The 12,569-nt window shown below is 41.8% G+C and carries 11 protein-coding genes; 3 read left to right on the forward strand and 8 right to left on the reverse strand.

The genetic code is table 11. The annotated features are described in order from the left end of the window. From BDE36_RS22475 to BDE36_RS22485, 3 genes are all read left to right on the forward strand, one after another. Nucleotides 1–384: a TraR/DksA family transcriptional regulator gene (locus BDE36_RS22475; RefSeq protein WP_128771005.1), complete on the forward strand. Its 384-nt coding sequence runs from the start codon at nucleotides 1–3 to the stop codon at nucleotides 382–384. Next, the gene (locus BDE36_RS22480; RefSeq protein ID WP_128771004.1) at nucleotides 384–1,034 is read left to right on the forward strand and encodes a lipoprotein signal peptidase; all 651 of its coding nucleotides are present in this window, start codon (nucleotides 384–386) and stop codon (nucleotides 1,032–1,034) included. The genes BDE36_RS22475 and BDE36_RS22480 overlap by 1 nt, the downstream gene beginning before the upstream one ends. Nucleotides 1,035–1,209: 175 nt before the next feature. After that, complete coding sequence (locus tag BDE36_RS22485) at nucleotides 1,210–1,911, forward strand: SIMPL domain-containing protein (RefSeq protein WP_141816777.1); 702 nt, start codon at nucleotides 1,210–1,212, stop codon at nucleotides 1,909–1,911. A gap of 85 nt (nucleotides 1,912–1,996) precedes the next feature. Here the strand turns inward: BDE36_RS22485 and BDE36_RS22490 are convergent, their stop codons facing one another. The 8 genes from BDE36_RS22490 to BDE36_RS22525 form a co-directional block, all read right to left on the reverse strand. Then, nucleotides 1,997–2,347 carry a response regulator gene (locus tag BDE36_RS22490; protein ID WP_128771002.1) on the reverse strand — a complete coding sequence of 117 codons (351 nt, stop codon included), beginning with the start codon at nucleotides 2,345–2,347 and terminating at the stop codon, nucleotides 1,997–1,999. A gap of 84 nt (nucleotides 2,348–2,431) precedes the next feature. Then, nucleotides 2,432–7,282 (reverse strand): chemotaxis protein CheB, encoded by a 4,851-nt coding sequence (locus tag BDE36_RS22495; protein WP_141816778.1) that lies wholly within the window; start codon nucleotides 7,280–7,282, stop codon nucleotides 2,432–2,434. 10 nt (nucleotides 7,283–7,292) lie between these two features. Further along, on the reverse strand, nucleotides 7,293–8,810 hold the full coding sequence (locus tag BDE36_RS22500) for a GAF domain-containing protein (RefSeq protein ID WP_141816779.1): 1,518 nt from the start codon (nucleotides 8,808–8,810) through the stop codon (nucleotides 7,293–7,295). Continuing rightward, on the reverse strand, nucleotides 8,791–9,360 hold the full coding sequence (locus BDE36_RS22505) for a biliverdin-producing heme oxygenase (RefSeq protein ID WP_128770999.1): 570 nt from the start codon (nucleotides 9,358–9,360) through the stop codon (nucleotides 8,791–8,793). The genes BDE36_RS22500 and BDE36_RS22505 overlap by 20 nt, the downstream gene beginning before the upstream one ends. A 96-nt stretch (nucleotides 9,361–9,456) precedes the next feature. After that, nucleotides 9,457–9,687, reverse strand: coding sequence for a hypothetical protein (locus BDE36_RS22510; protein WP_128770998.1), 231 nt, complete (start codon nucleotides 9,685–9,687; stop codon nucleotides 9,457–9,459). Between the two features lie 219 nt (nucleotides 9,688–9,906). Then, entirely contained in the window at nucleotides 9,907–10,725 is an 819-nt protein-coding gene (locus BDE36_RS22515) for an alpha/beta hydrolase (RefSeq protein WP_141816780.1), read from the reverse strand. A gap of 65 nt (nucleotides 10,726–10,790) precedes the next feature. Next, a complete protein-coding gene (locus BDE36_RS22520) occupies nucleotides 10,791–11,432 on the reverse strand; it encodes a carbohydrate-binding family 9-like protein (protein ID WP_141816781.1) in 642 nt (213 codons plus the stop codon). 22 nt (nucleotides 11,433–11,454) lie between these two features. After that, nucleotides 11,455–12,567 (reverse strand): phosphotransferase enzyme family protein, encoded by a 1,113-nt coding sequence (locus BDE36_RS22525; protein WP_141816782.1) that lies wholly within the window; start codon nucleotides 12,565–12,567, stop codon nucleotides 11,455–11,457. Between the last annotated feature and the right edge of the window lie 2 nt (nucleotides 12,568–12,569).

Genomic DNA, 12,569 nt, shown 5'->3' on the forward strand with positions numbered 1-12,569 from the left:
ATGGAAAATAACGGAAAAACAAGGTATTCGGATGCAGAATTACAAGAGTTCAAAGAGATAATTCTTGAGAAGATGCGTGTAGCAAAAGAAGAACTCGGATCGCTTGCACAGTCCTTAAGCAACCCTAACCTGAACGGTACGGATGATACAGCAGGAACGTATAAGACCCTTGAAGACGGATCTGCAACATTGGAAAAAGAGCAGATAAATCAGCTGGCTGCCAGGCAGAAGAAGTTCATTGAGAATCTTGAAGCAGCCCTCGTTCGCATTGAAAATAAGACTTATGGCGTGTGCAGGGAAACAGGTAAACTTATACCTAAAGAGCGCCTGCGTGCCGTGCCGCACACTACGCTAAGCATGGAAGCTAAAATGAAGCAGTATTGATGAAAGCTTATACCAAGCCTTTTCTGGCTGTAATCCTGGTCTTATTTGCAGACCAGGTTCTAAAGTTCTGGATAAAATTAAACATGAGCCTTGGCCAGGAATACCGTATCATCGGTGACTGGTTCATTATACATTTCACCGAAAACAATGGAATGGCTTTCGGGATGGAGTTTGGAGGAGAAGCCGGTAAATTAATCCTTACGCTGTTCAGAATTACGGCAGTGTGTGCTATAGGTTACGGCGTAGTACACCTCGTTAAACATAAATACCACCGCGGATTAATATTGAATGTCGCCTTAATCTTTGCGGGTGCATTAGGCAATATCATTGATTCCACTTTTTACGGCCTTTTGTTTAGTGAGAGCTCTTATTTCCAGCCAGCCAAGTTATTACCCCCTGAAGGAGGCTATTCAAGCTTGTTCCATGGAAAAGTAGTAGATATGTTTTATTTCCCCCTCATTCAGGGCAACTTCCCTCAGTGGTTCCCTATATGGTCAGGGGAGGATTTTATCTTCTTTCGTCCGGTATTCAACATTGCAGACGCAGCAATATCTGTAGGGGTTATTGCTATACTCGTTTTTCAAAAACGCTACTTTAAAGAAGAGAAAAAGGAAGAAAGCTACCCTCATAGCGAGGTAATAGAAGAATAAGCCGTCTCCTGCAATCTGTAAAAGAATACTTTTCAAGCCATTCGTTGTTGTAATCATTGCCTGATGTTACATTCCGGCATAAATTTTCGTATTGCTTCTGAACATAATTTTTAATGCCCGTGTGGAATTTAATATGAATGAACATCTATCTAGTACACACACAAAATACAGAAATATGAAAAAGTATCTGATCGTCGCTCTATTTAGCGCACTTGCAACTAATGCATTCTCACAATCTACCTTTGACACCCGCAGAAAACTGGAAGTAAACGGTTCTGCAGAGGCTGAAGTAACACCCGACATTATATATGTTGGAATCTCCCTTAAAGAATATTTCAAAGACAACAGTAATAAAAAGAAAACGGATATTGAGGATCATGAACGCCAGCTTCTTACTGCTGTCACTAATGCCGGCGTGCCGAAAGAAAACTTCACAGTGAACAATATTTCGGGATACGCTACCTGGCAAAAGAAGAAGTCACCGGACTTCCTCATATCAAAACAATACAGGATAAAGTTAACCGATCTGAATAAGTTTAACCAGATTATGGAGGCTCTTGATCAGAAAGCTGTTCAATACACGAATATCGAGAGTTACGATTATTCAAAGATTGAGTCGCTTAAGAAAGACCTGAAGATTAAAGCTCTGCAGGCAGCAAAAGATAAAGCGACTTACCTCGCAAAAGCTGTTGACGATGAGGTTGGTGATGCACTTGAAATACAGGAAATCAACAATGAGTATTATCCGCAGCCTATGTACAGGGCCAATACGATGCTAAAAACGCAAATGGAATCTGCAGACGCTTCTTCTCCGGAAATAGACTTTAAAAAGATAAAATTAAACTACCAGATGAGGGTAGTATTTCAACTGAAATAGTTCCCTGTAACAGGTTGTGAGTTGAATGCGATTGGTTTTCTTAAGCCTGCAGCTCACAACCTTCAACTCTCAACCGCTGACGTCGCTAAAACTCCGATAGCATCTTTTCAAGTTCGTCGAGTTCAAAAGGCTTCGCTAACCAGGCATCGGCGCCGGCTTCTTCAGCCAACTTCTTAATATCGTTGTTTGCAGAAAAATAGATAACAGGTATATCTTTGAATTCCTCATGTGTTTTTAGAGTCCGGGTGGCAACAATTCCCCCTGTATCGGGTATCCAGTTATCCATTAAAATTACGTCCGGGCGGCATTGTTCAATGATAGAAATTATATCGGTGCAATTAGTACGCGTATGTACATCCCATCCTTTCTCACTTAGCAGATAGTTTAAAATGTCGAGAATATCCGCGTCGTCGTCAAAAATCATTATACGCTTCATCGAGCTAAAGCTATAACAAATCTATTAATTGTGCAATAAGTTAATTATTAATATAATTAACTTATTGCTTTATAGCCGAAGCGCTCAGAGAGCATAGTCTCCCGGAGATGGCTGATACTCCAAAGGCATTGAAAACCAAAATGTTGACCCCTCTCCCTCGCGCGAGAACACGCCTACTTTGCCTCCGTGTCTGCGAATTATCTCAGCTGAAATAAATAAACCCAATCCGAGTCCTGAAAACTTTTGAGAGGACTCCTGAACCCTAAAAAACCGATCAAAAACCAGATCCTTTTTGTCATCAGGAATACCTATTCCGAAATCGGTAACAGAGACTTTCAGCAGTTCATCTGTCCTATCTACTTTCAGTATTATCGTGTCGGCGTCGGGTGAATACTTTATTGCGTTGGATAGAAAATTAATGATTACCTGTTCCAAACGATGCTTGTCGGCCTTTATGAGGATATCCGTGTTACCCTCCAGGATGACAGTATGCTTTATATTGATATTGTTGATCTGATCGAGACAGTCTTGTATTACTTCACCAATATTGAAGATGGCATTATGAAACTGGAGCTTTCCACTCTGTATTTTTGTAACATCCAATAAATCGTCTACCAGGGATGTAAGTTTGTTTACCTGTTTATTTGCCTTCTCAATAAACGACTGAATCTGTGTAGCGCCGCCATTTTTTGACGCGAGTCGTTCAGCAATTTGCAGCGATGCTTTCATACTGGTAATCGGTGTTTTAAGCTCGTGACTAGCAATACTCATAAATTCATCTTTCTTTTGCAACAAGAGCTTTGTGGCCTGTTGGGCAAGTTCCTGATCTGTTATATCTGTTAAACTGCCCACATACCCTCCGAATTCTTTACCTGCTATTGGGTTGCTTTCTGCAAGCACCCACCGGTATTCGCCCGTTATACTTTTAAGCCTGAATTTGGATTGATATCTCATCCTTTGCTGAAAGGCATTTTTAAATTTCTTGTACTCACGCTCCGACTCGTCCGGATGAACGGCATCCTTCCAGCCAAACTTCAAACTGTCGTTAAAACTCAAGCCCGTAAAGCTGACCCACTGCCTGTTCACATAATTACAGCGGCCCAGATTATCAACTCTCCAAATCATAAACGGCGATTCATCCGCCAGTTGTCTAAAATAGTCCTCACTGGCACGAAGGGCCTCAGATACCGTTTTTTGTTCGTGGATATCTGTACTGGTGCCTACCCACATTTTGATGCTGCCTGACTCGTCTCTGAGGGCTATGGCCCTGCTAAGATGCCACCTGTATTCTCCGTCGCGCCTTCGCAGGCGACGCTCCATTTCAAAATCGGCACCAGTTTCCACCGATTTAGCCCATAACCTGCGGTTTTCAGGCCAGTCTTCCGGATGCACCACCTCTTCCCAATTCCATTCCTGCTGATCCCCGAACGATTTACCACTATACTCCAGCCAGCCCTCGTTAAAGTAATCTGCTATTCCATCAGAAGTAGCGGTCCAAACTTTCTGGGGCATGGCATTGGCGAGAAATTTAAATCGCTCTTCGCTCTTGCGTATTTCCAGCAGGGCCTGGTACTCCTTCAATTCAGCTTCGCGCTGCTGGGTGACATCAACCATCGATCCCAGCATACGATGAGGCGTTCCGTATTCGTCATGCAATACAAATCCCCTGTCAAGTACAATCGCATACTGTCCATCCGACCTTAGAAAGCGATATTCCTTACTCCATTGCTTCTCACCACTGTTTATTACCTGATAAATTCCATCCTCAACCACTTTCCTATCGTCGGGATGAATGTGGTCAAACCAAAAACCAATTCCTCCCGTAGTCTCTTCATATCCGAAGAGAGAATAAAAGCTATCGCTCCACCACAATGAATTATTTACCAGGTTCCAGTCCCATATTGCATCGTTGGTGGCTTTAGAAACCAACCGAAAGCGCTCTTCACTTTCCGATAGTTCACGGGTCCGTTCTGCAACCTTATCTTCAAGGAGAACATTCAAGTTCTTTAGTTTCTCACGCGCAGATATTAACTCATTATAATTTTTCCGAAGCTTTTGGTCGGCTGCCTTCTTTTCCGAAATGTCGGTGAATGTAACTACAAAACCGTCCATCATTTTTACGGCCACAGCTTCATACCACTTATGGCTATCTTCCACAGAGGGAATCTCGGCATGCAGCGGCACGTCCTCTTCTACAACCTGCTGATACTTTCCGAAGTATCCATTTTGAACAATCAATGGAATACTACTTAAACGCTTTCCCTGAAAAGCAGAGGACTGGAACAGCTTTTCCGCCTGATTATTACAGGTTACAAGCGTAAAATCATCGATCTGCCCCTTGGTATCGCGATCTGCCTTAAATACCATTATGGCGCTGAGGCTGGAATTAAAAACACCACTTATGATATTATTAAGCTTAGAAATGGTCGAAATATCAACAAAGGTTATGATTGCTCCGTCAATGCGCCTGTCTTGCCGGATATAGGGAAAAATCTTAACGAGGCAAAGATTATCGTTATTAAGCAGGATCTCCCTCTCTATTGTGTGTTCTGTACTGAGGACATATTTTATATCAGACAAGAGATTCTCATAACGAATATTCGTCGAAATATGGGATATGGGGCGGCCAATATCTGAATCTATAAGATTTATTATTTTAACCGCCGCGGAGTTAAATTTACGTATGCGCTGATCGGCATCCAGGAAAACCTGCCCGATATCGGTGCTGCGAAAATAATTATTCAGGTCGTCGTTAAGCTCTATTAGTTCTTTTATCTTAAGCTGATGTTCAGCGTTTAAGGTATGTAGTTCCTCGTTAAGCGACTGGAGTTCTTCATTACCTGATTGCAGCTCTTCATTTGCAGACAGAAGCTCTTCATTACTCGACTGCAGTTCCTCGTTGGTTGTCTCAAGCCCTTCAATGGCTATCTGAAGATTGGCCCGCGTTTCATTAAGCTCCTCTTCAAGTTCGGCGACATATTCGTTATGATCACCAGCTGGTAATATCTGTACGTCTTCCCTGTTCTGAGAATGGCTGTAATTATTTTCTCCAAGAACAATGATCGTATATGGTTTACCCTCCATATACCGGGGAGGCTTTACCGAAATACTGACAAAAAAATCGGAGTCCTTGCCCTTAATTCTAACGCTTTTGAGAAAAACTTTCTGCTCATCTTTCCAGCATTTACGTACCGCCGTATTCAATGCTACGGATAGTTCGGGAGAAACCATCTTTAAAATGTTCAGATTAAGTTTCTTCTCCGGCAGCGTTAGAAACCGGTTGAAGTTTCCAACAGCCTCTTTTATTTCATAGTTGTTATCAATATAAAAGCATACATACCCAAAATCGTCGATCATTGATCTTGCAAACTCGTCAGCAAGGTCACTGGCTTTCTTTTTGTCCTCGCGCTGGGGTAATGGAGGGAGCCTTCGTGACACCCCGCCCCCACCGCCATCCAGATTATGATAAAACTCGCTGGCGGCTGCTTTTACCTTTGCTGTCTTTCGGTAGATCTTCCATTTACTATTAATTTCATCTAGTCCTTCTCTTATTGATGAGACAGTCTCGCTGGATCCAAGAAAGAGATAGCCCCCCAGCCTCACTGAAAAATGCAAAGTCGACAATACCTTATGCTGCAATATGCTATTCATATAAATTAGCATGTTGCGGCAGCTTACAAGATCGTTATTAATGAATGGAGGATCTTTAATAACATTATGCTTCGCAAACACAATTTGCTTGCGTATACGTGGAATTACAGAATAGCCTTTATCCTCTTCTACAAAGTAAGTTCTCAGTATATCCTTCTGCACGTCCTTCTCTATCACCAAAGGATAAATATTCCGTCCCGCGAACTCAATGCTGCTTTCATCAATATCTGTCGCAAAAACTTTAACATCTAACTTTCGGTTATATTGAGTAAGATACTGGTCTATAAGAATAGCCAGGGAATATGCTTCCTCGCCGGTACTGCAGGCACATATCCAAACTTTCAGAGTGTCGCCATCAGCTTTATTATTGATCAGGGCAGGCAGCACTTCTGAATAAAGGCATTCAAAAGCCGGCTCATCTCTAAAGAAACGGGTCACTCCAATTAAAAAGTCCTTGCTTAAGCGGATCACTTCTTCCTTATCTTTCCGGAGATAATTAACATATTCATCCAGCTTATTAACATCCCGTTGCCCCATCCTCTTTCCGATACGCCTGATTATTGTAGGCGTTTTATAGTATTGAAAATCATACCCCTTTACCTGGTATATCAGAGAAAACACCTCGTCCAGAAGACGATCGTCTACCGATCCCTTTTGAAGCGGATGTACAGGTGTTTCTTTTATATAGTTGTAGATCTCTTCGGGCATCATCTCGGGAGGAAGAATAAAATCAGCGTTTCCCGAAGTGATTGCGCTGTTTAACATTCCATCGAATTTCGCCGTCAGCGGATCCTGGACAATCACTAAACCGCCACAGGCCTTCACTGCTTCAATACCCTTTGTTCCATCGCTGCCGGTACCCGATAATATAACAGCAATGGCCTTATCTCTTTTATCTTTCGCCAGCGAATAGAGAAAATTATCAATAGCAATATTAGGAGCTTTCTCGATAGCCTTATTCTCAAGGAGAAGTTTCCCATGCCTGATAGTCATTAATTTATTGTTCGGAATAACATAGACGCACTGCTTCTGGACGGTAATTTCATTTTCCGCTTCAAAAACTTTCATATGCGTGTGCTTAGATAAAAGCTCAACTAACAAACTTTTATAATCCGGAGAAAGATGCTGAATGATGATAAACGAGAGACTGGCGTTTTCGGGCATATTGTCGAAAAACTCGTGGATCGCTTCTAATCCACCAGCAGACGCTCCGATAGCCACGACGTAATGTTTCTGCGCGGCTCCCGTCCTCTTTAACAGACTTATTGCCCGGTTTTCTTCCATCCCCTTGTACTCAATTTTTCAGGTGTTTAGTAGTAAACTCAAATATAAAACTTCTTAAACTTTCTGCAACCTCCAGTTCTTGTTCTGTCCATGGCAATGAAGTCTGGCTAACAATCTCCTGCCAGGCCGAAAATGAATTTCTGGGATGGTACTTTTGCCTGTCGGCCTCGAAACGAACAGCTTCTTCGGGGTTTCCGCCCCAGGTTACAGTTGTGATCACTTCAGGCCTGAATACAATAAGATATTCCCCTTTCTCAGCATCTATCGGAATGGATAGTATACCGCTGACTTTCTCCTGGTAGCTCGCTGCCTGTTCGTATTCGCCCGGCAAGTTCCTGCTGCTATACACTTCTTCATCACCTTTACTCTGAAGCCAGTAAATTAAGTTTTTCAGATCCTCTTCATCCGGGACATCTCCTATACGCGATGTTGTTCCCTTAAATGTCAGCACCGCACCTTTGGCATTGAAAAGATCCGCAACATTTATATCCTGGTTCAGTAACCCTTCGCTTAAATTCAAATAAGAGTATGTATTCCCAATGAGCCTGCTTTTCTTTTCCTGAAGAGCGCTTGTATACTGGAAAAATTCTTTGTTCTCTATAGATGCTATTTTATTGGAAATAACAGACGACAGCAGCTCAAATACAGAGCACACTTCGTAACTGAGGTATTTTGGACTGCGGTGATGGCAGGAAATCAAACCCCACAACTTATCGTTCCTGATAACCCTGATTGACATTGAAGCACTGATCTTCATATTCTTCATGTACTCAAGATGTACACCCGCAACCGCACGTAGATTACAGTCTGAAAGATCAATAAATGCCTGTGAAACAGGATTTATGACAGGATAGAGCTTCACTGGAGTATAATCACGTGAAGGAATGAGACGATAAGGATTTTTAAGATACAAATTCCTGGCTTGCCTGGGAACATCTGAGGCCGGAAATTTCAGTCCCAGATAAGCGTCCATGTCGTCTTCTTTTACTTCGGCTATTACGGTTCCGTTCCAGTCTTCATCAAATTTGTACATCAATATCCTGTCAAAGCCCGAAAGCTTTTTCAACTGATGTACTACAACTGAACTAGCCTGGGAAGCAGATTCGCTGCGGTTAATCTCAGCCATCACATACTTCAGCTCCTGAAATACATTCAAAAATGAATTCTCCTCTCCCGCTTTCTCTATCTCTAAAATAAGATATCCGTTTTTGACATGAGCTATCGCAACAAAGCGCCCCGTATACCCCTCCGTTTTTATTGTCAACGGCAAGGGCACTTTTTCAATAATATCTGTTTGAAACTTAAAATAAAGATTGTCAGCCTCTTCCTTCGTTATATAATCTCTGAACGAGGTTCGCACAAGTTGCTGAACTGCCAATCCTAATATTTCGTTAGCATTTTCGCTGGCCTGGATTATCTTTAAATCTTCACGCTCCAAAACGAGCAGATATCCGTAGGACTGTATCATATTGATCTGATGCAGAGGTAAACTTCCGCAAAAATCAGAATCAAAGTTCTTTTTGTTCATGCCTGGCAATCCAGTTTTTAAATGTTTCAAATGTGTCGGTTGCACTCTTTATAACCTCTTTATGATCAACTGCGGGAGTGTTATCTAAAACTTGTCTGAACCTGCTCCACATAACAGGAGTATTATCGCCGTAACTGTTAAAATAAGTAAGTGTAGTATCCGGCACTTCAAGCCTTCCCTTTATCATCTTGCTAATCAACTGCCCCCCTAAAGTAGACCCTTCGAGTACATAGAGTGCGCCTAATGCATCCGAGGTGTTTCTAATATCCGGGAGGAGGTAACATTGCTCCAGCTCATAAGTACCTGACTGCAATACCTCCATGTCGTTTAAAAGCGATAAAGCTTTCCTCCTCTCAAAGCAATCGGATAAAATGCTTTCTATGTTTATTCTTGATATCTTACGTTCAAGAGGAGCTATAAATCCGTAAAAAAGTCGTAAAACAGACCCATAATCTGCTTTACTTCTAATATCCTTGAGTCTTCCTATCAGCAATTTCTCGAGCGACTGATGCGGTTGCCTGGTTTGATCTTTTAAAAGAGCGCTAAGCATTCAAAACTATTTAAAACGGCACAAAGACGTGCCGCCGTCGTCATTAATTAAAAAAACATCCTTCTCGGGAATGTCTTCAACCTGGGACCAGGGATGTCAAATACGGTAGCGAAGAGAAATAGAGTTCCCTATAGCCTGTACCAGCTCCTTTACAATTGGGTTTGAATTTTCCTTCTGCATCCAATCGCCTTTATCCCCCTTGCAAAGAGTAACAGTTGTTCCCTGCAGCAATATTTGTGATTCGACGATACGATCAACCTGCTGAAGTTTAATTAACTGAAAATGAAAGCTTGATCCAGCTAAATCAATTGTAAATATCTGCCCCATAGTATTACATTTATTAATTTGCTGCCAGCATCCCAAAATAACGAAACCCAAAACTTATGTTCGGGATTTCTGCTGATACTTGTCTGAAGAGATGCTAAAGCAGACAAATAACAATTTTACGTTCGAGCTTGTTTGATAGATCATTAAAATTAAACAACTTTTTCCGGAGCCCCAATCTTCTTAAGGCTTCAGTAGACGAAAAGATCCGGACAGAAAGGGTTACTTTCTTGAAAAAAACTCGTTCATGAAAAGGAGCTGATACTTTACAGAATTATTCCAATAGCTCCAGTTGTGCGCCCCTTGCCTGGTAATATAATCGTGAGGAATATTTCTATCAATCAACTTGCTATGGAGATTCTCATTGACTTTGTAGAAAAAGTCTTCTGTGCCACAATCTATTATCAGCGAGAGGGAACCCGGCGTTAAGAGATGTAGCATATTGATCACTGTGTTCTGTTCCCACCTTTCGGGATATTCCGAATATCTTCCCAGCCTGGCGGCTATGTCCCAATTATTCGGAAAGGGACGAAAGTCGACACCGCCGCTCATACTGCCCGCAGCACCAAAAACATCCTGATGTCTGAACGCGAGATACAAAGCACCATGTCCGCCCATGCTTAAGCCCGTAATGGCCCTGCCTTCTCTGCTTTTCCTGGTCTTATAATTCTTATCTACCCATTTCACAAGTTCATCCGAAACATACGTTTCATACTTCCATTTTGAGTTCTCTGGACTGTCAAAATACCAGCTTGAATAGCCCCCGTCCGGACATACTAAGATCATGTGATACTTATCGGCAGCTTCAGTAAGGAATGGAACCTTCGACCAAGCTCTGTAATCGTTACCGTGACCATGCAAAAGGTAAACTACCGGAAACTCCTTTCCAACTGAATAGTCTTCAGGAAAAATCATTACAGCCTTAATTTTTTTATTCATCGCTGTGCTGAAAGTCTCAACGGTATCAACACGGGCTGCTAAAGCCGGTTGAAACAACAAGATGATGCTGGAAAGAATAAAGAAACGATAAAAATACTTCATTGTCACAAACTGATTGCTAAAGCCAAATTTAGAGCTTTTCCAATTTTCTCAAAGCTTTATCTTTATTATTCAAAATACAGGTTTCCGAAAAACTCAGGTCTATGAAAATCCGGAGCTTCTGTATCTATTTTGTTCCAGGATAGAAAGTGTGGAACGGGCAGATCATCACCGCATTTATAGAAATTAGCCCTACATTCCATCTCGTTTAGCGTCAGACCCTTGTGATGTATAAATACCTCAAACGGAATTACTAATGTTAACTCCCAATAAATACCATCCACTGTATTGCCCGAACCGATCCATGTCCCCGACCGAATGTTATCTGCTAAATTTCCCGGCAATGATTTTCTTCCGTTACGTTCGGGTCCATACGCTATTAAACACGACCCAAGGCAATTGAATTCGAGGTTATAATATTCTCTATCTCTGCCAAAAGCGATAAAGAACTCCACGCAACTATCTTTATACACCGGTTCATTGAGATGATGCTCCGCAGCCTGTAACGCATCTTCTTTAACATAGTACTTTAAAAAGAAGCAATCTGTTGCGTAAGCCAAAACAAAGGAAGTATCCGGTTTATATGAATGGACAGGCCAGGATACGGTTTCAATAGCACTTCTGCCCAGGCCATTTAGTATAAATGAGACTTCCTCAACCGGTGTATCCTTGTCTGCACCTGAAACAAAGGGGACTGAAAGCGATTTCATACAACGTTTATAATTAGCATGATTAATATGCTACATCCTTAATTATTCCCTTTAACACATCATACTCGTTTTCTATTCTATTGAGGAGCTGCATTTGCGCCACGGACCGTTGAAGGTTATGACCGGGAAAATGAATTTTATAGTAAGTATCCCCCTGAATATAGTCGGTTAAAAAGCGAACGGTTTGCATGTAGGGCAACAGCACCATGCCGTGCGATAAGGATTCGATCTCATTTTCTGTAAGAAAACCCGAAGCTTCGGCAAAATAACCTTCCGTATAAGCCTTGAAGAGCGGAATATTTAGATTTATCTTATCAAGCTGCTTTTCATCTTCGGCAGATGTGTTAATGATTGTCCGGATAGCATCTCCAAAGTCATATGCCACATAGCCCGGCATTACCGTGTCGAGATCGATTACACACTGCACTTCGTCATTTTTATTCAATAGGACGTTATTCAGCTTGGTATCGTAGTGAATGATACGCAAAGGCAACTTCCCCTCCCTTCCTGCGCGAAGCACAGCGCCCATTTGCCATGCCCTTTCATTGATAAAATCGATTATAAACTCAACCTCTTTCACCCGTCCTTTCGGATCGGCATCAATTGCATCATGGAGTTGCTGCAACCTCATTTCTATATTATGAAAGTTAGGGATTGTATGGCAAAGTTGCTCTGCATCCAGATCCGACAACAATTTCTGAAACCTGCCAAATGCCTTTCCTGTTTCAAACGCTTGTTTCGGGGTTTCTACCTGATCATAACTTTTGGTGTCTTTTATAAAATAATAAACCCGCCAGTAATTGCCATTCGCATCTTTTGTAAAGAAACCGCCACTTTTGGTTTCCACAAGGGTAAGAACCTCTTTATCAGGATCAGCGCCCGGTACATCCTTCAGCTTTTCTTTTAAGTGTGAAGTAACAAGTAAGATATTCCCGATTAAGCCCGGTACGTCTTTAAAGACGCTATGGTTGATCTTTTGAAGCAGGTAATCAGGCTCGTTAGAGTCTGTGTTTTTTACGTAAAACGTCGAATTGATATGGCCAGAACCAAAAGGAGTAATAGACGCAACTTTGCCTCTTATAAAAAAGTGAGACAATATGCCTTCCACGTCCTCCTTATTATATTGACTTTCCATTT

Source organism: Arcticibacter tournemirensis, assembly GCF_006716645.1.
GTDB lineage: Bacteria > Bacteroidota > Bacteroidia > Sphingobacteriales > Sphingobacteriaceae > Arcticibacter > Arcticibacter tournemirensis.

Bases quoted from the DNA above. Each gene is read 5' to 3' on its own strand.
- BDE36_RS22525 (WP_141816782.1), bottom strand. From the start codon at position 12,567: ATGGAAAGTCAATATAATAAGGAGGACGTGGAAGGCATATTGTCTCAC.
- BDE36_RS22510 (WP_128770998.1), bottom strand. From the start codon at position 9,687: ATGGGGCAGATATTTACAATTGATTTAGCTGGATCAAGCTTTCATTTT.
- BDE36_RS22490 (WP_128771002.1), bottom strand. From the start codon at position 2,347: ATGAAGCGTATAATGATTTTTGACGACGACGCGGATATTCTCGACATT.
- BDE36_RS22515 (WP_141816780.1), bottom strand. From the start codon at position 10,725: ATGAAGTATTTTTATCGTTTCTTTATTCTTTCCAGCATCATCTTGTTG.
- BDE36_RS22480 (WP_128771004.1), top strand. From the start codon at position 384: ATGAAAGCTTATACCAAGCCTTTTCTGGCTGTAATCCTGGTCTTATTT.
- BDE36_RS22505 (WP_128770999.1), bottom strand. From the start codon at position 9,360: ATGCTTAGCGCTCTTTTAAAAGATCAAACCAGGCAACCGCATCAGTCG.
- BDE36_RS22520 (WP_141816781.1), bottom strand. From the start codon at position 11,432: ATGAAATCGCTTTCAGTCCCCTTTGTTTCAGGTGCAGACAAGGATACA.
- BDE36_RS22485 (WP_141816777.1), top strand. From the start codon at position 1,210: ATGAAAAAGTATCTGATCGTCGCTCTATTTAGCGCACTTGCAACTAAT.
- BDE36_RS22475 (WP_128771005.1), top strand. From the start codon at position 1: ATGGAAAATAACGGAAAAACAAGGTATTCGGATGCAGAATTACAAGAG.
- BDE36_RS22500 (WP_141816779.1), bottom strand. From the start codon at position 8,810: ATGAACAAAAAGAACTTTGATTCTGATTTTTGCGGAAGTTTACCTCTG.
- BDE36_RS22495 (WP_141816778.1), bottom strand. From the start codon at position 7,282: ATGGAAGAAAACCGGGCAATAAGTCTGTTAAAGAGGACGGGAGCCGCG.